21 protein-coding genes are annotated in these 24,423 nt (G+C 65.1%); 5 read left to right on the forward strand and 16 right to left on the reverse strand.

Features of this window, described 5'->3' with window-relative positions:
* Positions 1-213: 213 nt before the first annotated feature.
* From L6D89_RS00525 to plsB, 3 genes are all read right to left on the reverse strand, one after another.
* Positions 214-1,266 (reverse strand): glycosyltransferase family 4 protein, encoded by a 1,053-nt coding sequence (locus L6D89_RS00525; protein ID WP_236198437.1) that lies wholly within the window; start codon positions 1,264-1,266, stop codon positions 214-216.
* A gap of 149 nt (positions 1,267-1,415) precedes the next feature.
* On the reverse strand, positions 1,416-1,862 hold the full coding sequence (locus L6D89_RS00530) for a low molecular weight protein-tyrosine-phosphatase (protein ID WP_236173113.1): 447 nt from the start codon (positions 1,860-1,862) through the stop codon (positions 1,416-1,418).
* A gap of 90 nt (positions 1,863-1,952) precedes the next feature.
* The gene (plsB, locus tag L6D89_RS00535; RefSeq protein WP_236198438.1) at positions 1,953-4,463 is read right to left on the reverse strand and encodes a glycerol-3-phosphate 1-O-acyltransferase PlsB; all 2,511 of its coding nucleotides are present in this window, start codon (positions 4,461-4,463) and stop codon (positions 1,953-1,955) included.
* A gap of 168 nt (positions 4,464-4,631) precedes the next feature.
* Here plsB and L6D89_RS00540 point away from each other — a divergent pair, with 168 nt between their 5' ends.
* Both L6D89_RS00540 and L6D89_RS00545 read left to right on the forward strand, forming a co-directional pair.
* On the forward strand, positions 4,632-5,102 hold the full coding sequence (locus tag L6D89_RS00540; RefSeq protein ID WP_236198439.1) for a YMGG-like glycine zipper-containing protein: 471 nt from the start codon (positions 4,632-4,634) through the stop codon (positions 5,100-5,102).
* Positions 5,103-5,658: 556 nt separating this feature from the next.
* Positions 5,659-5,868 (forward strand): cold-shock protein, encoded by a 210-nt coding sequence (locus L6D89_RS00545; RefSeq protein WP_015476243.1) that lies wholly within the window; start codon positions 5,659-5,661, stop codon positions 5,866-5,868.
* Between the two features lie 69 nt (positions 5,869-5,937).
* Here L6D89_RS00545 and L6D89_RS00550 read toward each other — a convergent pair whose 3' ends face one another.
* From L6D89_RS00550 to L6D89_RS00570, 5 genes are all read right to left on the reverse strand, one after another.
* Positions 5,938-6,309 (reverse strand): hypothetical protein, encoded by a 372-nt coding sequence (locus L6D89_RS00550; RefSeq protein WP_236173110.1) that lies wholly within the window; start codon positions 6,307-6,309, stop codon positions 5,938-5,940.
* A gap of 10 nt (positions 6,310-6,319) precedes the next feature.
* The gene (locus L6D89_RS00555) at positions 6,320-7,129 is read right to left on the reverse strand and encodes a putative RNA methyltransferase (RefSeq protein ID WP_236198440.1); all 810 of its coding nucleotides are present in this window, start codon (positions 7,127-7,129) and stop codon (positions 6,320-6,322) included.
* Positions 7,123-7,308: a hypothetical protein gene (locus L6D89_RS00560; protein ID WP_236173108.1), complete on the reverse strand. Its 186-nt coding sequence runs from the start codon at positions 7,306-7,308 to the stop codon at positions 7,123-7,125. Before L6D89_RS00560 ends, L6D89_RS00555 begins: the two co-directional genes overlap by 7 nt.
* Positions 7,305-8,462: a succinyl-diaminopimelate desuccinylase gene (dapE, locus tag L6D89_RS00565; RefSeq protein WP_236173107.1), complete on the reverse strand. Its 1,158-nt coding sequence runs from the start codon at positions 8,460-8,462 to the stop codon at positions 7,305-7,307. The genes L6D89_RS00560 and dapE overlap by 4 nt, the downstream gene beginning before the upstream one ends.
* 184 nt (positions 8,463-8,646) lie before the next feature.
* Positions 8,647-11,244 (reverse strand): glycosyltransferase, encoded by a 2,598-nt coding sequence (locus tag L6D89_RS00570; protein WP_236198441.1) that lies wholly within the window; start codon positions 11,242-11,244, stop codon positions 8,647-8,649.
* Positions 11,245-11,530: 286 nt separating this feature from the next.
* Between L6D89_RS00570 and tcdA the strand changes: the two genes are divergently transcribed.
* Positions 11,531-12,337 (forward strand): tRNA cyclic N6-threonylcarbamoyladenosine(37) synthase TcdA, encoded by an 807-nt coding sequence (gene tcdA / locus L6D89_RS00575; RefSeq protein WP_236198442.1) that lies wholly within the window; start codon positions 11,531-11,533, stop codon positions 12,335-12,337.
* 99 nt (positions 12,338-12,436) lie between these two features.
* Here tcdA and L6D89_RS00580 read toward each other — a convergent pair whose 3' ends face one another.
* The 5 genes from L6D89_RS00580 to L6D89_RS00600 form a co-directional block, all read right to left on the reverse strand.
* Positions 12,437-12,844 carry a SufE family protein gene (locus L6D89_RS00580; RefSeq protein ID WP_236198443.1) on the reverse strand — a complete coding sequence of 136 codons (408 nt, stop codon included), beginning with the start codon at positions 12,842-12,844 and terminating at the stop codon, positions 12,437-12,439.
* Entirely contained in the window at positions 12,841-14,046 is a 1,206-nt protein-coding gene (locus L6D89_RS00585; RefSeq protein ID WP_236198444.1) for an aminotransferase class V-fold PLP-dependent enzyme, read from the reverse strand. Before L6D89_RS00585 ends, L6D89_RS00580 begins: the two co-directional genes overlap by 4 nt.
* Before the next feature lie 154 nt (positions 14,047-14,200).
* Positions 14,201-15,235 carry a 2,3,4,5-tetrahydropyridine-2,6-dicarboxylate N-succinyltransferase gene (dapD, locus tag L6D89_RS00590; RefSeq protein WP_236198445.1) on the reverse strand — a complete coding sequence of 345 codons (1,035 nt, stop codon included), beginning with the start codon at positions 15,233-15,235 and terminating at the stop codon, positions 14,201-14,203.
* A gap of 41 nt (positions 15,236-15,276) precedes the next feature.
* Positions 15,277-15,903: a LysE family translocator gene (locus tag L6D89_RS00595; RefSeq protein WP_236173102.1), complete on the reverse strand. Its 627-nt coding sequence runs from the start codon at positions 15,901-15,903 to the stop codon at positions 15,277-15,279.
* Positions 15,904-15,914: 11 nt separating this feature from the next.
* A complete protein-coding gene (locus L6D89_RS00600) occupies positions 15,915-16,265 on the reverse strand; it encodes an ArsC family reductase (RefSeq protein WP_275094700.1) in 351 nt (116 codons plus the stop codon).
* A gap of 111 nt (positions 16,266-16,376) precedes the next feature.
* Between L6D89_RS00600 and L6D89_RS00605 the strand changes: the two genes are divergently transcribed.
* On the forward strand, positions 16,377-18,098 hold the full coding sequence (locus L6D89_RS00605) for a Na+/H+ antiporter (RefSeq protein ID WP_236198446.1): 1,722 nt from the start codon (positions 16,377-16,379) through the stop codon (positions 18,096-18,098).
* A gap of 107 nt (positions 18,099-18,205) precedes the next feature.
* On the opposite strand, the gene dapC is transcribed toward L6D89_RS00605, so the two are convergent.
* The 3 genes from dapC to map form a co-directional block, all read right to left on the reverse strand.
* On the reverse strand, positions 18,206-19,402 hold the full coding sequence (gene dapC, locus L6D89_RS00610) for a succinyldiaminopimelate transaminase (RefSeq protein ID WP_236198447.1): 1,197 nt from the start codon (positions 19,400-19,402) through the stop codon (positions 18,206-18,208).
* Between the two features lie 38 nt (positions 19,403-19,440).
* On the reverse strand, positions 19,441-22,140 hold the full coding sequence (locus L6D89_RS00615; protein WP_236198448.1) for a [protein-PII] uridylyltransferase: 2,700 nt from the start codon (positions 22,138-22,140) through the stop codon (positions 19,441-19,443).
* Between the two features lie 329 nt (positions 22,141-22,469).
* The gene (gene map, locus L6D89_RS00620) at positions 22,470-23,267 is read right to left on the reverse strand and encodes a type I methionyl aminopeptidase (protein WP_275094702.1); all 798 of its coding nucleotides are present in this window, start codon (positions 23,265-23,267) and stop codon (positions 22,470-22,472) included.
* A 305-nt stretch (positions 23,268-23,572) separates the two neighbouring features.
* On the opposite strand from map, the gene rpsB reads away from it, so the two are divergent.
* On the forward strand, positions 23,573-24,313 hold the full coding sequence (gene rpsB / locus L6D89_RS00625; protein WP_054908326.1) for a 30S ribosomal protein S2: 741 nt from the start codon (positions 23,573-23,575) through the stop codon (positions 24,311-24,313).
* The last annotated feature ends 110 nt before the right edge of the window (positions 24,314-24,423 follow it).

Genomic DNA, 24,423 nt, shown 5'->3' on the forward strand with positions numbered 1-24,423 from the left:
AGGAATATTCCGGCGGCGGCAGAGATAGTTGCCGGGCTGTCTGCGGGATGAACTCCCACAAGCTTTGTATGTGGCGAAATAGAACTATCCGGTCAGCTTGTGGACGCTGCCGGGCCTCAGGGTAAGGGATGCGAGACGGTATCGGGGAGGCACTTTCGGCATTGCCTCCGCCTGGGCAAACCAGGGCTTGCCCGGGCAGGTGCGAGGCGGGGCTCAGCCGATGGCCAGGCGGTCGACAGCGTGCCCTGGGGTGAAGCGGGCGTAGAGGTTTTCCAGCGATGATTGCAGCTGTTCGCCGCTGTGCAGGCCCTGGATGCTCCGGCTGTTGCGCGACAGTTGGGCCAGGACGGCCGGGTCGCCCTGGGCGAAGGCGATTACCTGCCGTTGTGCCTCTGCCAGGTCCTGGGCGGTGGACAGGCCTTCGGCAACGAACGGGCCGATGCGTCGCAATGCGATGGGCAGGTCGAGCTTCGCCGCCTCCAGTACCGAGATGGGGAAGCCGTCCCAGGCGGCGGTGTGGAAGTACAGGTCGAGCCCTTTCATGTGGGCGATGACTTCGCCGCGCTGACGCCAGCCGGTCACTTCGATGCCGGCCTCGACCATCTCCGCCATGACCTGGGCGTCGCCACCGCCGATCCACTTGAAGTGCGCAACGTTTGCGCAACTCTCAGCCAAGGCGCGGAAGTACTCGTGGCCCTTCTGCCGGCTGATGCGCCCGACCATGCCGACCACCGGTTTGCTGGTGAGGCTGCGGACGGCTGGCACTTGCGGCAGCTCATCGCAGACATTCACCAGGCCCAGGGTATGCGCGGGTTCGATCAGTTCCCCGGCAATGCGCTGCTCATCCAGGCCGCAGCCGGCAATCACCGCGGTGCGCCGCGCCAGCAGCGATTCGATGGCCCGGTAGGCCTTGAGCATCAGCGGATGGTCGCCACGCAGGAAGGCAAAACCGTGCGGGGTATAGACGATCTTCTGTGCGGGAATGAACGGCAGGGCGCGGATCAGCGCGCCAGCATAGGTGCTGTGCAGGTGGATGACATCCGGCTGCACGCGGTCGATGTAGGGCTTCACCCGCGCCAGGCTGGACAGGCGACGCGGCACCAGCTCCATGTGCCGGAACAGCCCCTGGTTTTCCTCCCCGGTGGTATCGCCTTTGCGCACCGAGGCCAGCAGGTAGTGCTCATGCTGCTGGGAGTTGAGGATGTAGGAGTTGATGGCCGAGGTGACGCCGCCGCCGAAGGACTCGGTGATGTGCAGAATCTTCATAAATCAATGTAGGCCCTTGCAGATATACGTGACGTAACAAGGAGACCAAACAGCTGAATATGGTCTTGCTGGGCTAGAGCGTAGCCTTTTTCGTCACGGCGCTGTAAGGAATTCTGACGCTTTTGTCGGATTGATAATAATCCGTCAAATTACCGCCGAGCGCGCAGGCGATCGCCCCAGGGGGCAACGGCGGATTCGATCAGCGCATAGGCGCGCTCGAACGCTTCCGGCCCTTGGCGGTAGGGGTCCGGGATCTCCTGGTCGGTCTGCCATTTGCCCAGCAGGAAGGTCTTGCCGCGCGCCTCGGGGGCGAGGCGGATGACGCTGTGGATCTGTGACTGCTCCATGACCAGCACGAGATTGGCCTCGTGGACCAGTTCGGCAGTCAACTGGCGGGCGCGATGCGGTTGGGGGTGCTGGCCGTGGCGGCGTAGGATGGCGAGGGCGGTGCTGTCGATGGAGTGGCCGACCAGTGCGCTGAGCCCGGCGGAGGCCACGGCGATGTCGGTGCCCTGCAGGGATTCGCGCAGCAGGTGTTCGGCGATAGGGCTGCGGCAGATGTTGCCGACGCAGACGATCAGAATCCTGTTGAACACGGGGAGCGTCCCTGACCGCGACCGATGGATCGTCAGAAATCTATCGGTCGCGGTGCAGGGGCGTCAAGCCGCCGGCAGGGGCTGTTCAGCTCAGGCCTGGCTGGCCGCTGGCGGCTCGGCCGGGGTGCTGTCTTCCTGCGGTGGCCGCTCCAGGGCGACCTGGCGGATGGACAGCCGGATCTCCGCCGGCAGCACGCGCTTGGCGGCGCCTTCGGCCAGCTCGCCGAGCAGCTCGTGGTAGCTCAGCTTGCCGTTCTCGTCCTTGCGCAGCACGCCTTCGTCCAGCAGGGTCTGGATGAAGTGGCGGAACAGGCTCTTGTCGAAGAACTCGGGGGCATTCAGGCCGTGGAGCACCGACAGGCGCTGGGCCATGACGGTGCAGAGGTTTTCCAGTTCCTCGGCGGTGAGCTGCTTCTGCCCGGCGTTGAGCACCAGCGAGATGGACATGTAGAAGCGTTGCAGGGTCTGCGCGATGGCGCGGGCCAGCAAGGTCAGCAGTACGTACTGGCGCGAGCTGGGCGGCGGGCGGATGAAGGTGTCGTTCTCCTGCTTGAGCAGTTCGCTGGCGACCATGGCCTGCAGCCATTGATCGACCACGGCGTCCAGCTCGTCCAGGCTCCAGCGGATGAACAGCTCGGCCTGCAGGTACGGGTACAGCGCGCGGGTGTAGCGCAGCAGCTGTTCGCGGCTGATCCGCCCGCTGTTCTGGAAGAAGCTGGCGATCAGCGCAGGCAGCGCGAAGATGTGCAGCACGTTGTTGCGGTAGTAGGTCATCAGTACCGCGTTCTGCTCGTCGAGGTAGCAGATGCGGCCGAGGGCGTCCTTCTGCTCGCTGAGCAGGTTCATGCTCTTCACGTACTCGATCAGTTGCTGGCCGTCGCCCTCGGGCAGCGTGGCGCTGGGCGAGTAGGGCACCTTGCGCAGCAGGTCGAGGTAGAGGTCGATCACCCGCGCCAGGGCGGTTTCGTCCAGGGCCAGGCGGGTAGTGGAGAGCAGTGCCAGTGCCACCAGGTTCACCGGGTTGATCGCGGCAGCATCGTTGAGATGACGGGCGACGTCGCGGGCCAGGTGGTTGGTGGTTTCCGACAGCCAGGCCGGGCGGTATTCCGGGCCCAGCTCCTGCTGGCGCCAGTCCGGCTGCTGCTGGTCGAGGAAGCGGTCGAGGTGGATCGGCTCGCCGAAGTTCACCCAGACCTGGCCGAAGCGCTGCTTCAGCGCGCCGATGACCTTGAAGATGTCGAAGATCGATTCCTTCTTCTTCGCCGCGCCACGCAGTTCGCCCAGGTAGGTGCGGCCTTCGAGCACGCGCTCGTAGCCGATGTACACGGGCACGAAGACGATGGGCCGGCGCGAGTCGCGCAGGAAGCTGCGCAGGGTGATTGCCAGCATCCCGGTGCGCGGGTGCAGCATGCGCCCGGTGCGGGAGCGGCCGCCCTCGACGAAGTACTCGGTGGAGAAGCCACGGCTGAACAGGGTGTGCAGGTATTCGTTGAATACCGCGGTGTACAGCTGGTTGCCCTTGAAGCTGCGGCGCATGAAGAAGGCGCCGCCGCGGCGCAGGATCGAGCCCACCACCGGCATGTTGAGGTTGATCCCGGCGGCGATGTGCGGCGGGGTCAGGCCATTGCGGAACAGCAGGTAGGACAGCAGCAGGTAGTCGATGTGGCTGCGGTGGCAGGGCACGTAGACGATTTCGTGGCCCTGGGCGACTTCCTGCACGCGTTCGATATGGTTGACCTTCACGCCCTCGTAGAGCTTGTTCCAGAACCAGGTCAGGGTGACTTCGAGGAAGCGGATCACCGGGTAGGAGACGTCCGCGGCGATTTCATTCGCGTAGCGCAGGGCAGCCGCTTCGGCCTTCTCCTGGGAGATCTTCTGGGTTTCGCATTCTTCCTGGATTGCCTGGCGCACCAGCGGCGCGCGCAGCAAGCCTTTGACCAGCGTGCGGCGGTGCGACAGGTCTGGCCCGATCACCGCGGTCTTCTGGTTGCGGAAGTGCACCCGCAGGATGCGCTGGACCATGCGCAGGGTGCGCTCGTGGCCCTTGTTCTGTTCCACCAGCTCGCGCAGGTGGATGGGCGCGGAGAACTGCACGCGGGTCTTGCGGCCGAGGATGAGGATGCGCGCCAGCTTGCGCAGGCGGCCGGTGACTGCCCAGTTGTCGGCGAACAGCAGTTTCCAGGCACTCTTTTCGCTGTCCGGGGATTGGCCCCAGAACACGCTGACGGGAATGATCTGCGCGTCGTCGATGCCGTTCTGACCGATGGCGCCGAGCATGCGCACCAGCGCCGGCGGTGCGCCGCGCTTGTCCTGGCGGCCGAGCCAGTCGGGCTCCGGCGTCAGGTAGAAGAAGGCCGCCGGCTCGATGGATTCACCCACCGCCACCGGCATCACCGGGCGGGGCAGGCCTGCCTTGCGGCATTCGGTATCCACCACGGCGAGGTCGCTCACCGAGGGTTGCTGCAGGACGTAGAGGACCGGTTTGCTGCGGTCGATCTTCAGGCTGAAGGCCGACTGGTTGATGGTTTCCGAGCGCACCCAGAGGTACAGCAGGCGGCGCAGGGCACCAAAACCGAAGCGGCGGAACGGGTAACGAGGCATACAGGCCCTATGGCTGGCGAAGGTAAAACGAGCGATTGCTCAGGCCGGCTAGTTTGCCGGATTAGGCCCCGCCAGCAAAGCCACGAGCGCTTGGTCGGTGCGCGCGGACAGCCCACGGGCTGCGGCTATCCTGTCATTTAGGGGATGACATTCCACGGAGGTTCCGCGATGCGTACGTTCACTTGGGGATGTCTGCTCGCCTTGTCGTTTGTGTTGCCCGCCGAGGCCCAGACTGTCGTCCCGCTCAAGGGCCAGGGCAGCCAGCAGATGCAGCAGGACATGGCGGAGTGCAACAGCGTTGCCAGCAATGCCGCGAACAGTGCCGCCACCGGCTCCGAGCCGAATGTCGGTGGCCGTGTCCGTGGTGCCGCCAGGGGCGCGGCGGCAGGCAGCGTTGCCGCCGAAGTGCGTGGCCAGCAGCACGACGAGCTCTATGACCGCGCCAGTGACGAGGCCAAGCAGCAATACCGGCAGAACCGTGCCGGCGACGCGGCTGCCGCAGGTGCGGCAATCGGTGCCTCGCGCCAGCGGCAGGAGCGTCGGCAGGACCGCCGTGCGCAGAATGAAGCGCAGACTTCTGCCAGCGCCAGTGCCTACAGCGGTTGTCTGCAGGGGCGCGGCTATCAGGTCAGTCCCTGACTGCTGGCGTCCCTTGATGGTGCACGACTTGCCGGGTATCGGGCCGCCGGAAGTACCAGCGGCGGCCGTTATCCATCGAGCGGAAAGGGATTGGCGCGCTGCCGATTCATCCGATAAATGATTGGGCATATTGCCGCAGTGTGAACTGCGGCATGCATTCTCGCGGCCTGTGAATGACATTTGCGGAGATCGCCGAATGCCGATGAACGGGAACGAAACTACCCGCCATAAATGTCCGGAAGTGAGAAAAGGTCCACGTTCGAAACACTTTCGTTACGCTGGGTAACGAGCACCAAAATGGCTCTGCAGGCCCCGAAAAATGGCACTTTGGCCTGATTGGTCATAGGCTCGCGGAGTTGATGAAAAAGTGCTTTTCAGCTGTAACTTTTGATTTATATACTCGGGAGCGCTGTCGCCCGTGGGCGTTATTCGAATTACCTTCCTGTGTGCCATTCGGTGCGGGTTGGATGATAAGGAAAGCGTTCAGCCGGCGACTGCCGAAGTCCTCATTCCCGGGGGCCATCCAAAAATAATAGGCAAGTTGGAGAGTGTGGTAATGGCTGATCGTGAGGTCGGAACCGTCAAGTGGTTCAATGACGCCAAAGGTTATGGATTCATTCAACGCGATAGCGGTCCGGACGTTTTCGTTCACTACCGTGCCATTCGTGGCGATGGTCACCGCTCCCTGGTCGAAGGCCAGAAAGTGGAGTTCTCGGTGATCCAGGGTCAGAAAGGCCTCCAGGCGGAAGACGTCGCCAAGGTCTGAGCCCCCGAAAGAGCAAAGGCCCGTCCATTGGACGGGCCTTTGTTTTTACAGCCAGGTACAAGCGGCGGGTCAACCCGTGCGCCAGGTAATCTCTTCGACGCCGGCGGTGGTCACTTTAAGCCAGCGGTCCGCGTCCTCCTCGCCCTGGTCTTCGCTCCAGCTGCCGGGTGCGCAGCGCACTTCCACTTCCAGCGCGGCGCAGGCCGCACGGGCGCAGGCGACATCGTCGTCCCACGGGGTCTTGTCGCTGTCCAGGAACAGGCTGTTCCACTTGCCCACGGCCTTGGGCAGCCAGGTGGCGGGAATGCTGCCGGCGGTGCACTTGAAGGTCTCGCCCTGGGCGCGCCATTCGCTGCACGGGCCAAGTGCCTTTTCCAGCCAGGCGCCAACGGCGGCCTGGTCGGCATCCTTGATGTAGATCTCGATATCCGGTTGGCGCATGGCGTCCTCGTCAGGGTTCTTGGCGTTCCAGCCAATCGTAGCGTACCGCGACCGTGACCTCGAAGGGCTCGGCGAGGATGCGCTCGCGCCGCTCAGGGTTGACCCGCCAGCCGTGGGGCGTCATCGCCAGCAGGTGCTCGCGGGCTTCGCGGGTTGCCAGCGGCAGCTTGAAGCTCAATTGTTCGGTGTGCGCCAGCTGCAGTTCTTCGGGCAGGTCTGCGAGGTGCTTGTCTTCGACATACTCGCGTACTTCGTCGTACAGGCGCTGGCGCAGTTCGAGCAGATGGTCGCGCGCCGGGCCCAGGCGTAGCACGCCGCCGCCGGGAGTGAGCAGGCGAGCCGCTTCCTTCCAGTCGATCGGGCTGAACACGCTGGCCAGCAATTGGCATGAGGCATCGGCCAGCGGCACGCGGGCCATGCTGGCGACCATCCAGGTCAGTTGCGGCGCGCGCTTGCAGGCGCGCTTGACTGCCTCGCGGGAGATGTCCAGCGCATAGCCATCGGCTTGCGGCAGGGCGTCACCGAGCTGGGCGGTGTAGTACCCCTCGCCGCAGCCGATATCCAGCCAGCGGCCTGGTGCGCGCTCGGCAGCCAGTTCGGCCAGGCGCGAGGCCAGCGGCGCGTAGTGGCCGGCGCCGAGGAAGTGCCGACGTGCCTCGACCATGGCGGCATTGTCGCCCGGATCGAGGCTTTTCTTGTGCTGCACCGGCAGCAGGTTCAGGTAGCCCTGGCGGGCGCGGTCGAAGCGGTGGCCGGCGGGGCAGGCGACACCGTTTTCGACATCAGTCAGCGCCTCGCGGCACAGCGGACAGATCAGCATTGCTTTTTCCCTGGGCCCAGCGGCTGTGGCAGGTCGTTGCGCAGCACGGTGGGCAGGGAGCGGCGGCGCTGGGCGAGCTGGTACACGCGCAGGGAGTAGCGGCGCTCGGCGGCTGGCGCAGGCGGCGGGGTGTCGGGCTGGATGGCGCCCAGGCAGAAGCCTTTGTTCGGTCCACTCATGCCAGCAGTCGCACCAGGGTCTGGTAATAGATTTCGGTCAGCACATCGAGGTCGCTGGCCAGTACGCGCTCGTCCACCTGGTGGATGGTGGCGTTGACCGGGCCGAGTTCGACCACCTGTGTGCCCATGGTGGCGATGAAGCGGCCGTCGGAGGTGCCGCCGGAGGTCGACGGGGTAGTCTCGCGACCGGTGACCGCGCGGATCGCCGCCGCCACGCCATCGAGCAGCTCGCCCGGCTGGGTGAGGAACGGCAGGCCGGACAGCGCCCAGTCGATGTGCCACTCCAGGCCGTGCTTGTCGAGGATCGCCGCGACGCGCTGCTGCAGGCCTTCCACGGTGGATTCGGTGGAGAAGCGGAAGTTGAAGATCACCTTCAGCTCGCCCGGAATCACGTTGGTCGCGCCGGTGCCGCCATTGATGTTGGAGATCTGGAAGCTGGTCGGCGGGAAGTAGTCGTTGCCGTTGTCCCAGTGCTCGGCGGCGAGTTCGGCCAGTGCCGGGGCGGCGAGGTGGATCGGGTTCTTCGCCAGGTGCGGATAGGCCACGTGGCCCTGCTTGCCGCGCACGGTCAGGGTGGCGCCGAGGGAACCGCGGCGGCCGTTCTTGACGATGTCGCCCACCAGGGTGGTGCTCGACGGCTCGCCGACGATGCACCAGTCCAGGCGCTCATTGCGGGCCTTCAGGCGCTCGACCACGGCCTTGGTGCCGTGGTGGGCGGGGCCTTCCTCGTCGCTGGTGATCAGGTAGGCGATGCTGCCGCGATGCTCCGGATGGTCGGCGACGAAGCGCTCGGTGGCGATGATCATCGACGCCAGGCTGCCTTTCATGTCCGCCGCGCCGCGGCCGCAGAGCATGCCGTCAGCGTCGATCAGGGCGTCGAACGGCTGGTGCTGCCAGGCCTGCTCGGGGCCGGTGGGAACCACGTCGGTGTGGCCGGCGAAGCACAGCACCGGGCCATTGGCACCGTCGCGGCCCTGGCGCAGCGCCCAGAAGTTATCCACATCCTCGATGCGCATGGGCTCCAGGGCGAAGCCGCAGGCGTCCAGGCGCTGCATCATCAACTGCTGGCAGTCGGCATCGACCGGTGTGACGGAGGGACGGCGAATCAGCTCGCAGGCGAGGGCCAGTGTCGGCGAGAGGGACATTGAGATCATCCTGGGGGTGGAACGGAAAAAGGCGCTCATCTTAAAGCAAAAACGCCGGCGATTGGCCGGCGTTGCTGCGAGGAGATAGGCGGTAACAACCGTTGGTAGGAGCGAGCTTGCTCGCGAACCCAGCCTGACGCACGAGCATCAAGCCAAAGCGTTCGCGAGCAAGCTCGCTCCTACAGGGGCCGCATCAGTTGGCCGGTGCGACGTCCGCTGCCGGCGCCTCCTGAGCCTTGGGCGCGGCGGACAGCAGCGCCATCACCAGGGCGGCGAGGTAGGGCAACGACTGCACCAGCAGCATGGCGACCCAGAACATCATGTCGCGGCTCGGTACGCCCTGCACCAGTACGATGCCCAGTGCAGCGCCCCACAGCAGGAGCATGATGAACACCTCTTCACGCGCTTCCGCCAGTGCCACCAGCAGACCATGGTTGGAGGCCATCTTTGGTGTGCGGAAGAACGGGATGGTCTTGGTGAACGCCCCGTAGAGCACCGCCTTGGCGATGGTGTGCGACAGCGCGAGGCCGGCCACCGCCGCCTGGAACGAGCGCAGCAGGTCCACGCCCACCGCACGGCGGTAGAGGAACATGATCTTGCCGAACTTGAAGAAGAACAGCGCCAGCGGCGGGATGGCGAAGATCAGCAGCGGCGGGTCGACCCGCTTGGGCACGATGATCATCGCCGAGGACCAGAGCAGCGCACCGACGGTGAAGAAGATGTTCATACCGTCGGCGATCCACGGCAGCCAGCCGGCGATGAAGTGGTAGCGCTGGCCGAGGGTCAGCTTGCTGTCCTTGCCCTGGAACAGCGCACGGGCGTGGCCCTTCATGATCTGGATGGCGCCATAGGCCCAGCGGAAACGCTGCTTCTTGTAGTCGATGAAGGTGTCGGGCATCACACCCTTGCCGAAGCTCTGGTGCGAGTAGGCGGCCGAATAGCCTTTCTCGAACACCCGCAGGCCCAGCTCGGCGTCCTCGCAGATGGTCCAGTCGGCCCACCTGAGCTCGTCCATCACGGTGCGGCGGATCATGGTCATGGTGCCGTGCTGGATGATCGCGTCGCGGTCGTTGCGGGTGACCATGCCGATGTGGAAGAAGCCCTTGTACTCGGCGTAGCAGAGCTTCTTGAAGGCGTTTTCCTCGCCATCGTGGTAGTCCTGCGGGGACTGCACCACGGCGATCTTCGGGTCGGCGAAGTGCGGCACCATCTGCTTGAGCCAGTTCGGCTCGACGCAGTAGTCGGCGTCGATCACCGCCACGACTTCGACGTCCGGCGCGGTGTGCGGCAGGATGTAGTTCAGCGCACCGCCCTTGAAGCCCGCCAGCGGCGCGACGTGGAAGAAGCGGAAGCGCGGGCCGAGGATTTCGCAGTAATCGCGTACCGGTTCCCAGACCGCCGGGTCCTTGGTGTTGTTGTCGATGATGAGGACTTCGAAGTCCGGGTAATCGAGCCTGGACAGGGCATCCAGAGTCTTCTTCATCATCTCCGGTGGTTCGTTGTAGCAGGGTACGTGCACCGAGACCTTGGGCCGGTAGCCGGTGTCGCTCAGCACCGGGTCGAATGGCCGGCGGCGCTTGCGCACCCAGACGGTCTCGGCCAGTTCGTGGGCCTCGGTAAGCAGGACGATGAACACGCCCAGCGCGCCGATACCCAGCAGGCCGCCAACGGTCAGGCTGAACCAGGTGCTGTATTGCTGGCTGTAGTCGTAGGCGATCCATACCAGCACCGAGCCGCCGGCGAAGGCGACCACGGTGAGGAAGGTCCGCCCGCGCTGGCGCAGGGCGCTGCCGTCGATCATCAGCAAGGTCAGGGCGAGCAGCGCCATCACCACCGAGGCGACCGCCAGGGCGCGCCATTGCGGGATGTTCACCACCGGCCCGTCGAAGTTGAACTTGGGCTGGCGCTGGGCGTTGTAGACGCCCCAGTAGGCACCGACCGAACCTTCGTCACCGACTTTCCACGGTTGGTCGAAGGCCTCGACGACGAAGTAGTTGTAGCCGCGCTTGTTCAGCGCGTTGGTCAGCGTGCGCAGGTAGATGGCCTGGTCTGCCTGGGTGGCGTCGGCGCCGCCGCGCATGCGGCCGTTGCTCGGCCAGCCGACTTCGGCCAGCAGCAGCGGCTTGCGCGGGAACTTGGCGCGCAGCTCCTTGGCGCGCTCGAGGACGAACGGCACGGCGTCGTCCATCGGCGTGTATTCCCAGTAGGGCAGGACGTGCGCGGCGATCAGGTCGACGTGCTTGGCCATCTCCGGGTATTTCTCGTAGATGTGCCACTGCTCGGCGGTGGTCACCGGCACCTTGACCGCCTTGCGCACGCGGTCCAGGTAGGCGGTCAACTGCTCGACCGTGACTTCACGGCGGAACAGCGCCTCGTTGCCGACTATCACCCGCACCACGCTGCGCGAGTTGTTGGCGATCTCGATGCCGCGCTCGATCTCGGCCTCGTTTTCGGCCTCGTCCGGGCCGATCCAGATGCCGAGGCTGACGCGCATGCCGAGCTCTTCGGCCAGGCGCGGGATGTCGGCCAGCGAACCTTTCACCGAGTAGGTGCGGATGTTGTCGGTGTTCTTGGAGACCAGTTCCAGGTCCGAACGGATCTCGTCGTCGCTGGGGAACTGGTTCTTCTGCGGATTCTGGTTCAGGCGGAAGGGCGAGAAGGAGAATCCGGAAATGCTTTCCGGCCAGTCGGGAACGCTGACGGGGCGGTTGTAGAGGGCCCAGAAGCCGGTGAAGAGTGCCGCGAGGGCAACGAACACCACCAGGTTGAGGCCGAACTTGCGTGCAGGCATGGTGCGATCGGGTTCCAAAGGGTGGAACGGGGAGGGGCCGGGACAATCTCTGTACGCGATGGCCGCCGGTCGGGGCGCATCCTACCCCGCACTCCGGGGGCTGTACAGGTTGCCGGCACCGTCCGCCGCGTGGGCGCACGTGGGCATTTTCCGACAGTTTAGAATGTGTGGCAGGCGCGTGACTGAGACTGCGGCAATTCGGCTTTGTTGCAAGCGCGCGGCGGCTGCTCCTTACCGGAGCTCGGCCGTTATAGAATGCCGGCCGTTTCGAGATGAGGTGTGGGCGATGCAACTGGATGAACAGCGTTTCGGCGGAATCGCGCGGCTATACGGCCGTGAGGGCCTGGAGCGTCTGGCGGCCAGCCATGTGGCGGTGGTCGGGATCGGCGGCGTGGGTTCCTGGGCGGCCGAGGCCCTGGCGCGTAGTGGCGTGGGAGAGATTTCCCTGTTCGATCTGGACGACGTCTGCGTGACCAACACCAACCGCCAGGTGCACGCCATCCAGGGCGCTGTGGGCAAGCCCAAGGTCGAGGTCATGGCCGAGCGCCTGAAGTCGATCAACCCGGGCATCGTCGTACACGCCGTAGCCGATTTCGTTACCCGGGAAACCATGGCGGACTACATCACCCCGGAGCTGGATTGCGTGATCGACTGCATCGACAGCGTCGCTGCCAAGGCTGCACTGATCGCCTGGTGCAAGCGCCGCAAGCTGCAGATCATCACCACCGGTGGCGCGGGCGGGCAGGTGGACCCGACGCAGATTCAGGTCGCCGACCTGAACAAGACCTTCAACGACCCGCTGGCCGCCAAGGTTCGCTCGACCTTGCGGCGCGACTACAACTTCTCGCGTACCCCGGGCCGTCATTACAGCGTGCAGTGCGTGTTTTCCACCGAGCAGCTGCGCTACCCCAAGCCGGACGGCACGGTGTGCCAGTCGAAGAGTTTCGTCGGCGAGGGCGTTAAGCTGGACTGCGCCGGCGGCTTCGGCGCGGTGATGATGGTCACCGCGACCTTCGGCATGGTCGCCGCTGCCAGGGCTGTGGACAAGATCGTCGCCGGTGCGCGGCGGCCGTCGGAGCGCACAGCGGGCTAATGCCTTTTGTAGGAGCGAGCTTGCTCGCGAAGGCTTGGCTGGATGCGACTATGTCGGGCAGGTTCGCGAGCAAGCTCGCTCCTACGAAAAGCCAGACGTTCAGGTCCCGATCAGTTCCTGCATGCGCTTGAGCACGGCGTTCAACCCGTTGCTGCGCGACGGCGAAAGTTGCCGGGCCAGGCCCAACTGATTGAACCAGTCCGGCAAGTCGATGGCGGACAGCTCGTCCGCCGGCAAGCCTTCCACCCGCACCAGCAGCAGCGCCAGCAAGCCGCGCAGCAGGCGCGCATCGCTGTAGGCGCGGAAATGCCAGTGGCCGTCACGCGCATCGGCCACCAGCCAGACATTGCTCTCGCAGCCCTGCACGCGCTGCTCGTCGCTGCGCTCTGCGTCGCTCAGCGGTTCCAGGCGTTCGCCCCATTGCATCAGCAGGCGGGCCCGCTGCTCCCAGCCTTGCAGGTCGGTAAAGGCCTGCAGCGCCTCCGCGGCGGCGCTGGGCAGGCTCATCGCAGCAACTCCAGGGCGTTGTCGAGCGCGGTGAAGAAGCGTTCCAGGTCGGCGCTGTCGTTGTACAGGCCGAGGGAGACGCGCAGGGCGCCGGCGACATCGAGGGTCTTCATCAGCGGCATGGCGCAATGGTGTCCGGCGCGTACAGCGATGCCCTGTTCGGTGAGCAAGTGGCCCAGGTCCGAGACGTGCACGCCTTCGACCACGAAACTGGCCAGCGCCACATCCGGTTCGCCCAGCACGCGCACGCCGTCACGGGCGCGCAGGCCGGCGAGCAGGCGGGCATGAAGGAAGTCCTCGTGGGCGCTGATTTCGGCGTTGTCCCGAGCGGCCAGCCACTGCAGGGTGGCGCCGAACGCGATCACTGCGCCAATGGGCGGTGTGCCGGCCTCGAAGCCCATGGGCGCGTCGTGGAACTGCGCGTCGTAGTAATCGGCCAGGCGCACCATCTCGCCACCGAACTGCCAGTGGGCCAGGCGCGCCAGCGCCTGCGGGCGGCCCCAGAGCAGGCCGACACCTTCCGGGCCGTAGAGTTTGTGGCTGGAACAGACGTAGAAGTCGCAACCCAGCGCTGACAGGTTGTGCCGGCCATGGACTACGCCCTGGGCGCCATCCACTACGGTCAGTGCATCGTACTGCCGCGCCATCTGCAGCAGTTCCGGCAGTGGTTGCCAGGTGCCCAGCACATTGGACAATTGGCTGACGGCGAGCAGCCGCGTGCGCGGGCCGATCAGGCTGGTGGCGCGGGCCAGGTCGATGCGGCCGGTTGGGTCCAGCGGCAATATCACCAGTTTCAGGCCGCGCCGCTTGGCCAGTTGTTGCCAGGGCAACAGGTTGGCGTGGTGCTCCAGGGCACTCACAACGATCTCGTCGCCGCTCCGGAACTGGCCTTCCAGCGCGTAAGCCAACAGATTCAGCGCCTCGGTGGCGCCACGGGTGAAGATGATCTGCGCCGGGCTGCCGCCATTCAGCCAATTGGCCGCCAGACTGCGAGTCGCCTCGAAGGCACGCGTGGCGTGCTCGCCGGGCAGGTGCTGGGCGCGGTGTACGTTGGCGGCGCCACTGGCGTAGTAGCCGGCGAGGGCGTCGATCATGGCGCGCGGTTTCTGCGCGGTGGCGGCGCTGTCGAGGTAGATCTGGCCTTCAGCCTCGAAGGCGGCGAGGGCCGGGAAGTCGGAGCGCCAGGGAGAATTAACAGTCATGACGGCAGCACGTAAAAATTGGATTTGAAGCGTCGCGAGCGACGGCCAGGCAAGGCGAAATCAGGCGTGGGCGCGGAGTTTACGATTGTAAATGAGCAGCCCGCGCCTGATTTCAACGCAGCATGGCCTAGCGCAGCAGCTTCAGGCCAATTTTTTAGTTGTGTGCGTGCAGCGCCTCGTTCAGTTCGATCGCGGTCTTGTTGGTCTTGCACTCGACTGCGCCGGTCTGGGAGTTGCGGCGGAACAGCAGGTCGGCCTGGCCGGCCAGGTCGCGGCCCTTGACCACTTTCACCAGGTTGTTCTGGTCGTCCAGCACGGCGATCTTGGTGCCGGCGGTGACGTACAGGCCGGCTTCGACGATGTTGCGGTCGCCCAGCGGGATGCCGATGCCGGCGTTGGCGCCGATCAGGCAGCCTTCGCCAACGCTGATGACGATGTTGCCGCCGCCGGACAGGGTGCCCATGGTGGAGCAACCGCCGCCCAGATCCGAGCCCTTGCCGACGAACACGCCAGCGGAGACGCGGCCTTCGATCATGCCCGGGCCCTGGGTGCCGGCGTTGAAGTTGACGAAGCCTTCGTGCATCACGGTGGTGCCTTCACCGATGTAGGCGCCCAGGCGTACGCGGGCGGTGTCGGCGATACGCACGCCGGCCGGGACCACGTAGTCGGTCATCTTCGGGAATTTGTCGACGGAGAAGACTTCCAGCAGCTTGCCCTTCAGGCGCGCTTCCAGTTGCAGTTCGGCCAGTTCGGTCAGGTCGACGGCGCCCTGGTTGGTCCAGGCCACGTTCGGCAGCAGCGGGAAGATGCCGGTCAGGTTCAGGCCGTGCGGCTTGACCAGGCGGTGGGACAGCAGGTGCAGCTTCAGGTACGCCTCCGGGGTGGAGCTGGGGGCGGCGTCTTCGGCCAGCAGGGTGGCGACCAGCGGTTTCTGGCTTTCGGCCAGGCGGTTGAGCAGGGCAGCCTGGGCGGCGTCGACGGTCTCGACGGCGTCAGCCAGCTGATACGCCTGGTGGGCGGTGAAGGCAATCGCCTGGTTACCGCCTTCATAGTTCAGCAGCGGGCTGATGGCGGCGACCAGTTCGGCGCTGGGGCCCAGCAGCGGCTGCGCGTAGAAGACTTCCAGCCAGTTGCCCTGGCGGTTCTGGGTGCCGACACCGAAAGCGATGCTGAACAGGGATTTCGACATGTGGGGATTCCTTGAAAGAGATTCTCGAAGAACGGATTCGGTCAGGCCGGACGGCGGCTGAGCAGCAGGCCCAGCCCGGCGCTGCCCAGCAGCGCGGCACAACCACGGTTGAACAGGCGCCGGGCGCGTGCGCCGGCGAGCAGCTTGCCGAGGCGGACCCCGGCGAGCCCGTAAAGGGCGATGGCCAGCCATTCCAGTAGCAGGAAGGCTGCGCCGAGTTGGGCGAACTGGGCGCCCACGGCCTGACGCGGATCGACGAACTGCGGCAGGAAAGCGGTGAAGATGAGGATTGCCTTGGGGTTGCCGGCGGCCACCCAGAACTCCTGGCGGGCCAGGCGCCACAGGCTGGTGGCGGGCACCGGAGTGCCGTCCACCGACAGGTTTGCCGTCGGCGCGCGCCACAGTTGCACGGCCAGCCACAACAGGTAGCCGGCGCCCACCAGCTTGATCGCCAGGAATAGCCAGGCCGAGGCCTGCAGCACCAGCGCCAGGCCGGAAGCAGCCAATGTCAGCATGCCGGCGAAGGCGAGCAGGCGTCCGCCACCGGCGAGGGTGGCCCGCAGCAGGCCGAAGCGTGCGGCGTTGTTCAGCGACAGCAGGTTGTTCGGCCCCGGCGCCAGGTTCAGGGCGAAGCAGGCGGGGAGGAACAGGGCCCAGGCGATGCTCATCTTGAGGAGGCTCAGGCCAGCGCGGCGGCGTAGGCGTCGGGCTTGAACCCGACCAGGGTACGGCCACCCAGGTCCAGCACCGGGCGCTTGATCATCGACGGCTGCGCCACCATCAGCTCGATGGCCCTGGCCTGGTCGAGATCGGCCTTCTGCGCGTCGTCGAGCTTGCGGAACGTGGTGCCGGCACGGTTCAGGACTGTCTCCCAGCCATGCTCGTTGCACCACTGCTCCAGGTGCGCGCGGTCTATTCCGCTAGTCTTGTAGTCGTGGAATGCATAGTCGACGCCATGTTCTTCCAGCCAGGTACGGGCCTTCTTCATGGTGTCGCAGGCTTTGATTCCATACAGCGTCCGCTCACTCACGGGGCGCTACTCCTTTTCGATGCTTTTTTCAGGCGCGGGATTATGCCATTTCCCAGCGCCTTGCGGGACGCCACCGGGAGGCCGGGGTGTTGCAACAGTTTTTTGCCCGATATGGGGCTGATCCGGGCCGCCTCGGGTGCTTCAATGCAGGGCTGTGTTGGGAGTTCGTCGATGCAAACCGTTTATACCGTGCTGATCCTGCTGCTGGTCGTGGGTGGAACCCGGCTCGCGGCGCAGCTGATACCGCTGCCTCTGCCACTGATCCAGATCGCCGCCGGCGCCGCGCTGGCCTGGCCAAGCCTGGGGCTGCACGTGGCGCTGGACCCGGAACTGTTCATGTTCCTGTTCATTCCGCCGCTGCTGTTCGCCGATGGCTGGCGTATGCCCAAGGGCGAGTTCTGGAAGATGCGCTGGCCGATCCTCACCCTGGCCTTTGCCCTGGTGTTGTTCACCGTGCTCGGCGGCGGTGTCTTCATCCATCTGCTGATTCCCGAGATTCCCTGGGCCGCGGCCTTCGCCCTGGCGGCGGTGCTGTCGCCCACCGATGCGCTGGCGGTGTCTGCCATCGCCCAGGATCGCCTGCCACGCCGCTTGATGCATGTGCTGCAGGGCGAGGCGCTGATGAACGACGCGTCCGGCCTGGTTGCCTTCAAGTTCGCCCTCGCCGCAGCCATGACCGGCACCTTCTCGCTGATGGATGCCAGCCTGAGCTTCCTGCTGGTGGCCATTGGCGGCCTGGCCTGTGGCGTATTCCTCAGCTGGCTGCTGGGGCGCATCCGCGGCTGGATGATCCGCCGCGGCTGGGACGATCCGGCCACCCACGTGGTGCTGATGCTGTTGCTGCCCTTCGCCTGTTACATGATTGCCGAGCAACTGGGTGTATCCGGCATTCTCGCGGCGGTGGCCGCCGGCATGATGCAGAGCTGGGTGGACCTGCTGCCGCGGCAGACCAACACCCGCCTGCTCAACCGCAGCGTCTGGTCGATGCTGGAGTTCGCCTTCAATGGCGTGGTGTTCCTGCTGCTGGGCCTGCAGTTGCCGGACATCCTCAAGTCCGTCGCGCACCATGCCGACGACGTGATGTGGCGCTCGTCACTGCTGGCTTTCTACGTGCTGGCAGTGTTCGCCGTGCTGCTGTTGCTGCGCTTTGGCTGGGTCTGGTGCTACTGGAAGGTGTCGGTGCGCTTCGAGCAATGGTGGGGCGTGGAGCTGGGCGGCCGATCCGGCGAGCCGGTGCTGCGCTTGTCGGCAATCTCGGCGTTGGGCGGCGTGCGTGGAGCGGTGACGCTGGCTGGCGTGCTCTCGGTACCATTGCTGTTGCTCGATGGCTCGGCGTTCCCGCAGCGTGATCTGATCATCTTCATCGCCACCGGGGTGATCCTGGTCTCCCTGGTCGCCGCCACCATCGGTTTGCCGATCCTCCTGCGCGGCTTGCCGGCCGCCAGCAACGACCAGCGTGAGCGTGAAGTGCAGTCGGTATGGCGCAAGACCGCGGCGGCGGCCATCCACATGCTGGAGAGCGAGGAAATGCCCGTGCGCGACGGCGCCGATGCGGATGAGGCAGCGCGCCTGGCGGAAGTGCGGGCGCGGCTGATGGCCGAGTACCGCCACGAGCTGGACCCGGCGCCGGACACCCAGGAAGCCCGCGAGCGTGCCCGCGGCCTGGAGCTCGCCGATCAGGCACTGCGCATCAAGGCATTGCGGGCGCAGCGGCTGGAGTTGTACCGCATGCGCCGCGAACACGAGATCGACGATGAGACCATGCGCGAGGTGCTGGGGGAGCTGGACAGTCAGGAAGCCTGGGTGACCAGCAAGGCGGGGCGCTGGGTGTAGGGCGCTTTGGGCTTTTTTGTAGGAGTGAGCTTGCTCGCGAACCGAACTATCCGGTAGCTCCGGCGTGAAGCGGGTTCGCGAGCAAGCTCGCTCCTACACAAGGCCTTTTATAGGCTCTGAACGAACTTTTTGATCCGCTCGGCCGCTTCCACGCATTCCGCCAGCGGCGCGACCAACGCCATGCGCACGCGATTGGCGCCCGGATTCTCGCCATTCACTTCGCGCGACAGGTACGAGCCCGGCACCACGGTGACGTGTTGCGCATCGAACAGGCCGCGGCAGAACTCGGTGTCGGCAATCGGCGTCTTCGCCCACAGGTAGAAGCTGCCATCGGGGCGCTGCACGTCGAGCACGCCGGCGAGGATGTCCAGCACGGCGTCGAACTTCTCGCGGTACAGGTCGCGGTTGGCGCGCACGTGGTCTTCGTCCTTCCAGGCGGCGACGCTGGCCAGTTGGGTCTGAACCGGCATGGCGCAGCCGTGGTAGGTGCGATAGAGGAGGAATTTCTTCAGCACTTCGGCGTCGCCGGCAACGAAGCCCGAGCGCAGGCCCGGCAGGTTGGAGCGCTTGGACAGACTGTGGAACACCACGCAGCGCTTGAAGTCATTGCGACCCAGCTCGGCGCAGGCGGTCAGCAGGCCGGCTGGCGGGTTCTGCTCGTCGAAGTACAGCTCGCTGTAGCACTCGTCGGCGGCGATCACGAAGTCATGCTCATCGGCCAGGGCGATCAGCTTCTTCAGGGTCTCCAGCGGCACCAGCGCGCCGGTGGGGTTGCCCGGCGAGCAGAGGAAGAGGATCTGGCAGCGTGCCCAGACGTCCGCCGGTACGGCGTCGAAGTCCGGATTGAAGCCGTTGTCTTCCAGGCACGGCAGGTAGTGCGGCTCGGCGCCGGCCAGCAGGGCCGCACCTTCGTAGATCTGGTAGAACGGGTTCGGGCTGATCACCAGTCCCTTGGCGTTGCGGTCGACTACGGTCTGGGTGAAGGCGAACAGCGCTTCGCGAGTGCCGTTCACCGGCAGCACGTGGCGCGCGGCGTCCAGCCAGCCTGCCGGCACCTGGAAGCGGCGCTCGCACCAGGCGGCGATGGCTTCGCGCAGGGCCGGGATGCCCAGGGTGGTCGGGTAGACGGCCATCTGGTCGAGGCTGTCGGCCAGGGCCTTGGCGACGAACTCCGGCGAGCGGTGCTTGGGCTCACCGATGGACAGTGCGATGGGCTTGAGGTCCGCCGGCGGCTGGGCTCCGGCCAGCAAGGCGCGGAGCTTCTCGAAGGGGTAGGGCTGGAGCGAGTCGAGGGCAGGGTTCATGGCAAGGCTCTTTTTTCTGACTTTTTACAAGATCGGGACTAGATGCTGATGCGCACCGGCATGGTCTGTTGGCCGCCATCCGAGAGGATATCCACCAGGGCGGTCTGGATTCGTTTGCACAGCTCAGGATCGGCAAGCGGCTGGTTGTGCGCATCGGTAACGAAGAATACGTCTTCCACGCGCTCGCCCAGGGTGGCGATCTTGGCGTTCTGCACCGACAGGTCGAAGTCCAGGAACAGCCCGCCGATGCGCGCCAGCAGGCCGGGGCGATCCGGCGCGGTGACTTCCAGTACGCTGACCTGGCGCGCCGCGTCGGTGGAGATGGTCACCTGCGGGGCGAAGGCGAAGTGCTTGAGCTGGCGCGGCACGCGGCGCTGGATGATGGTCGGATATTCGTCCGGGTCCTTCAGGGCGTTGACCAGTCCTTCGCGAATTTCTTCGACCCGTGCTGGATTGTTGCCGATCGAGCCGCCATCTGCATCGAGCACTATGTAGGTGTCGAGGGTGAACAGGCTGGTGGAGGTGATGATCCGCGCGTCCTGAATGTTCAGGTTGAGTTGGTCCATCGCCGCCACGGTCACGGCGAAGAAGTCGTGCTGGTCGCCGGCATAGATGAAGATCTGCGTGCCGCCCTCGAACTCGCGCTGGGCGGTTTCCTTGATCAGCACCAGCGGGGTGCCGTCGTCCGGGTGCTGGAGGATGGCCTCGGTGTGCCAGGCAACGTCGGCGGCGCTGTGACGCAGGAAATAGTCGTCGCCCAACTGGCTCCAGAGCTGCTCGGCGTCGTCCTGGTCGATGCCGCCGCGTACCAGGATGTCGATGGCCGCGCTCTGCGTCTGGCGAATCTGCTCCTCGCGGTCCACCGGGTTCTCCAGGCCGCGACGCAACGCGCGCTTGGTCTCGGTGTAGAGCTGGCGCAGCAGGCTGGCGCGCCAGGAGTTCCACAGCGTCGGGTTGGTGGCGTTGATGTCGGCCACGGTGAGCACGTAGAGGTAGTCCAGGTAGGTCTGGTTGCCCATCAGCTGGGCGAAGTCGTAGATCACCTGCGGGTCGGAGAGGTCCTTGCGCTGGGCGGTGGTCGACATGATCAGGTGGTTCTGCACCAGCCAGGACACCAGGTTGGTATCCCACGGCGGCAGCTGGTGGCGCTGGCAGAAGTGCTCGGCGTCCACCGCGCCCAGTTCCGAGTGGTCGCCGCCGCGGCCCTTGGCGATGTCGTGGTAGAGCCCGGCGATGTAGATCAGCTCGGGCTTGGGCAGGCGCTCCATGATCTTGCTGGCCAGCGGGTACTTCTCCGCCATGTCCGGGCGGCGCAGCTTGCGCAGGTGCTTGATCAGGTTGAGGGTGTGCGCGTCCACCGTATAGATGTGGAACAGGTCGTGCTGCATCTGCCCGACGATCAGGCCGAACTCCGGCAGGTAGCGCCCGAGGATGCCGTAGCGGTTCATCCGCCGCAGGTTGCGGTGGATGCCTTCCTTGCACTTGAACAGCTCGATGAACAGGCTGGTGTTGCGGATGTCGTGGCGGAAGTCGTCGTCGATCAGGTGGCGGCTGTCACGCAGCAGCCGGATCGTGTCGGCGCGCACGCCCTTGATCTCGGGGTGCTGGGCAAGTAGCACGAAGATTTCCAGCAGGGCGAACGGGGTGCGCTTGAAGACGTTGGCGTGGGTGACTTCCAGGTAGCCGTCGCGCAACTGGAAGCGGCTGTTGAGCGGCAGGATCTGGCCGTTCTCGCCGGCCCGCAGTATCACTTCCTCGAAGTGCTGCATGATCAGGTCGTTCAGCTCGGACACCGCCATCACCACCCGGTAGTACTTCTGCATGAAGCGCTCGACGGCCAGCTTCGCGTCGTTGCCTTCATAGCCGAGCATCCCGGCAATGCGCCGTTGATGGTCGAACAGCAGCCGGTCCTCGGCGCGGCCGGCGAGCATGTGCAGGGCGTAGCGGACCTTCCAGAGGAATTCCTGGCTGGAGGCCAGCACCGCGCATTCGCTCTCGACCAGGAAGCCCTCGCGCACCAGGGCGTGCAGGTTGAGGCTGCCGAAATGCCGGCGGGCGACCCAGAGCAGAGTCTGGATGTCACGCAGGCCGCCGGGCGAGCCCTTTACGTTGGGCTCGAGATTGTATTCGGTGTCGTTGTATTTGGTGTGGCGGTGAATCTGTTCCTTGCGCTTGGCCAGGTAGAACTGCCCGCTGGGCCACATCTGCTTTGCACTGGTGGCTTCGAGCATGCGCTGGCGCAGGCTGTCCGGGCCGGAGATGGTCCGGCATTCCATCAGGTTGGTGACCACGGTGAGGTCGGCACGCGCTTCCTCGGCGCATTCGGCGACCGAGCGCACGCTCTGGCCGACTTCCAGGCCGATGTCCCAGAGCAGGGTGAGGAAGCCTTCGATGGGCTCGCGGAAAATCTCCTGGTCTTCGCTGTCGAGCAGGATCAGCAGGTCGATGTCCGAGTGCGGGTGCAGTTCGCCGCGCCCATAGCCGCCCACGGCGACCAGTGCGATGTCGGCGTCGTCGCCCCAGTCGAAGCGATTCCAGGCCTGCTGCAGGATCTGGTCGACGAACCAGGCGCGGTCTTCGATCAGCCGGCGGATATCGCGGCCGCCGTTGAAGCGGGCGTCGAGCACCTCGTTGGCCTGACGGATGGCCTTCTTGAAGGCGGCGATGGGGCTGGATTTGAGGGCCAGTTCCGCCTGGAACTGCCCACGGTCGAACAACTCGGGATCCACCTGCGGCATGGCGGCCTTCCTGATCAATGGCTTAGGGGAGGGCAGGGGCAAGAGGGCGGTCGGGCCTGGGCGCTTGGCGCCAGGCCCGGCAGCCGTGCCGGGCCGGGATTTGTATGTTCTACCCAGCCGTCGGCGAGATTGCAAACCACACAAAATCTGCTGCGCGTCGGCATAACTGCGTTAAAAACAGGCTAGGACTGCTCATTTACAGCGCGTAAACTCCGCGTCCTCGCCTGTTTGATTCGCTGGCGCTCACCCTTCGGGCCAGCCTGCGGCTGTTACTCCCGTTGGTCGTTGCGCCTTGTTCTGCTCTAGCTCGCAAGATTTTGAACAGCCATTCAGGCCGAGGTGCGCGGGAAGCTTTCGTCGTTGCGCAGGGTGAGGATCTCGTAGCCGTCGGCGGTGACCAGCACGGTGTGCTCCCATTGCGCGGACAGCTTGCGGTCCTTGGTGATGGCCGTCCAGCCATCACCCAGCAGGCGGGTTTCCGGGCGGCCCTGGTTGATCATCGGCTCGATGGTGAAGATCATGCCTTCCTTCAGTTCCAGGCCGGTGCCGGCGCGGCCGTAGTGCAGCACCTGGGGCTCCTCGTGGAACACCTTGCCGATGCCGTGGCCGCAGTACTCGCGCACCACGGAGAAGCCGTTCTTCTCGGCGTACTTCTGGATCACTTCGCCGACGTCACCCAGGCGCGCGCCCGGCTTGACCAGTGCAATGCCCTTGTACATGCATTCCTGGGTGATCTGGCAGAGGCGGTCAGCCCATTCCGGGGTCTTGCCGACCGAGAACATCTTGCTGGTATCGCCGTGGTAGCCGTCCTTGATTACGGTGACATCGATGTTGACGATGTCGCCTTCCTTGAGCGGCTTCTCGTTGGGAATGCCGTGGCACACCACGTGGTTGATCGAGGTGCAGATCGACTTGGGGAAGCCCTTGTAGTTCAGCGGCGCGGGAATGGCCTTCTGCACGTTGACGATGTAGTCGTGGCAGATGCGGTCCAGTTCGTCGGTGGTGACGCCGGGCTTGACGTGTTCGCCGATCATTTCCAGCACTTCGGCGGCCAGACGGCCGGCGACGCGCATTTTCTCGATGTCTTCGGGCGTCTTGATGGTGACGGTCATGCGACTTCTCTTCAGGCGCTGCGTACGCGCGGGTAAATGAGAGGAATACGCAAGTCTATCAGATTCGGCGCTCTTCTATTAAGGGTGGCCGGCCGAGGGAGCCGGTCGGGTAAGGCGCTGGGGGGCGCTGCCGAACGTCCTTGCGGGTTTTGTTCTGGCCAAGGTTGTGGTATAAAGCGCCCCGCTCCGGAGGCTACGGCCATTTCGGAGCATTAACCCACACATGCATCGACACGATGGCCTGGGTGCCCTTTCGACACAGTCGGAGGGTTGGCCGTTGGGATGCATGGAGGCCTAACCCGACTTATCGAGGAACTATCATGTCCCAAGTCAATATGCGCGATATGCTGAAGGCCGGTGTGCACTTCGGCCACCAGACCCGTTACTGGAACCCGAAAATGGGCAAGTTCATTTTCGGCGCGCGCAACAAGATCCACATCATCAACCTCGAAAAAACCCTGCCGATGTTCAACGAGGCCCTGACCTTCGTTGAGCGCCTGGCCCAGGGCAAGAACAAGATCCTGTTCGTCGGCACCAAGCGTTCCGCTGGCAAGATCGTTCGCGAAGAAGCTGCCCGTTGCGGCATGCCGTACGTCGACCACCGTTGGCTGGGCGGCATGCTCACCAACTACAAGACCATTCGTCAGTCGATCAAGCGTCTGCGCGAGCTGGAAGTGCAGTCCCAGGACGGTACCTTCGCCAAGCTGACCAAGAAAGAAGCTCTGATGCGCTCCCGTGATCTGGAAAAACTGGATCGCAGCCTGGGCGGCATCAAGGACATGGGCGGCCTGCCGGACGCTCTGTTCGTGATCGACGTTGACCACGAGCGCATTGCTATCACCGAAGCCAACAAGCTGGGCATCCCGGTCATTGGCGTCGTCGATACCAACAGCAGCCCGGAAGGCGTTGACTATGTTATCCCGGGTAACGACGACGCCATCCGCGCCGTACAGCTGTACCTGGGCTCCATGGCTGAAGCCGTACTGCGTGGCAAGAACGCCGGTGGCGTGACTGCTGACGAGTTCGTAGAAGAAGCTCCGGCCGAGTCCGCCGAAGGCTGATTCCAGGACGTCCAGACGTCCTGCGGTGCGCGGAAAGGGGGCTAGGCCCCCTTTTTGCCACCCTGTAAATTCCGCCCGGGTAGCCGGGCGATCTGGTTTTGAGAGCAACT

The sequence above is a fragment of the Pseudomonas pseudonitroreducens genome, assembly GCF_021603645.1.
In the GTDB taxonomy this organism is placed as follows: domain Bacteria; phylum Pseudomonadota; class Gammaproteobacteria; order Pseudomonadales; family Pseudomonadaceae; genus Pseudomonas; species Pseudomonas pseudonitroreducens.

Excerpts from the sequence above, each read along its gene's own strand:
- dapE (WP_236173107.1), bottom strand. The coding sequence starts at position 8,462 with ATGATCTCAATGTCCCTCTCGCCGACACTGGCCCTCGCCTGCGAGCTG.
- L6D89_RS00595 (WP_236173102.1), bottom strand. The coding sequence starts at position 15,903 with ATGAGCATCGCCTGGGCCCTGTTCCTCCCCGCCTGCTTCGCCCTGAAC.
- dapC (WP_236198447.1), bottom strand. The coding sequence starts at position 19,402 with ATGAACCCTGCCCTCGACTCGCTCCAGCCCTACCCCTTCGAGAAGCTC.
- L6D89_RS00615 (WP_236198448.1), bottom strand. The coding sequence starts at position 22,140 with ATGCCGCAGGTGGATCCCGAGTTGTTCGACCGTGGGCAGTTCCAGGCG.
- L6D89_RS00605 (WP_236198446.1), top strand. The coding sequence starts at position 16,377 with ATGGGGCTGATCCGGGCCGCCTCGGGTGCTTCAATGCAGGGCTGTGTT.
- L6D89_RS00525 (WP_236198437.1), bottom strand. The coding sequence starts at position 1,266 with ATGAAGATTCTGCACATCACCGAGTCCTTCGGCGGCGGCGTCACCTCG.
- L6D89_RS00580 (WP_236198443.1), bottom strand. The coding sequence starts at position 12,844 with ATGAGCCTGCCCAGCGCCGCCGCGGAGGCGCTGCAGGCCTTTACCGAC.
- dapD (WP_236198445.1), bottom strand. The coding sequence starts at position 15,235 with ATGTCGAAATCCCTGTTCAGCATCGCTTTCGGTGTCGGCACCCAGAAC.
- L6D89_RS00540 (WP_236198439.1), top strand. The coding sequence starts at position 4,632 with ATGCGTACGTTCACTTGGGGATGTCTGCTCGCCTTGTCGTTTGTGTTG.
- L6D89_RS00585 (WP_236198444.1), bottom strand. The coding sequence starts at position 14,046 with ATGACTGTTAATTCTCCCTGGCGCTCCGACTTCCCGGCCCTCGCCGCC.
- L6D89_RS00545 (WP_015476243.1), top strand. The coding sequence starts at position 5,659 with ATGGCTGATCGTGAGGTCGGAACCGTCAAGTGGTTCAATGACGCCAAA.
- rpsB (WP_054908326.1), top strand. The coding sequence starts at position 23,573 with ATGTCCCAAGTCAATATGCGCGATATGCTGAAGGCCGGTGTGCACTTC.
- L6D89_RS00560 (WP_236173108.1), bottom strand. The coding sequence starts at position 7,308 with ATGAGTGGACCGAACAAAGGCTTCTGCCTGGGCGCCATCCAGCCCGAC.
- L6D89_RS00550 (WP_236173110.1), bottom strand. The coding sequence starts at position 6,309 with ATGCGCCAACCGGATATCGAGATCTACATCAAGGATGCCGACCAGGCC.
- L6D89_RS00570 (WP_236198441.1), bottom strand. The coding sequence starts at position 11,244 with ATGCCTGCACGCAAGTTCGGCCTCAACCTGGTGGTGTTCGTTGCCCTC.
- L6D89_RS00555 (WP_236198440.1), bottom strand. The coding sequence starts at position 7,129 with ATGCTGATCTGTCCGCTGTGCCGCGAGGCGCTGACTGATGTCGAAAAC.
- plsB (WP_236198438.1), bottom strand. The coding sequence starts at position 4,463 with ATGCCTCGTTACCCGTTCCGCCGCTTCGGTTTTGGTGCCCTGCGCCGC.
- tcdA (WP_236198442.1), top strand. The coding sequence starts at position 11,531 with ATGCAACTGGATGAACAGCGTTTCGGCGGAATCGCGCGGCTATACGGC.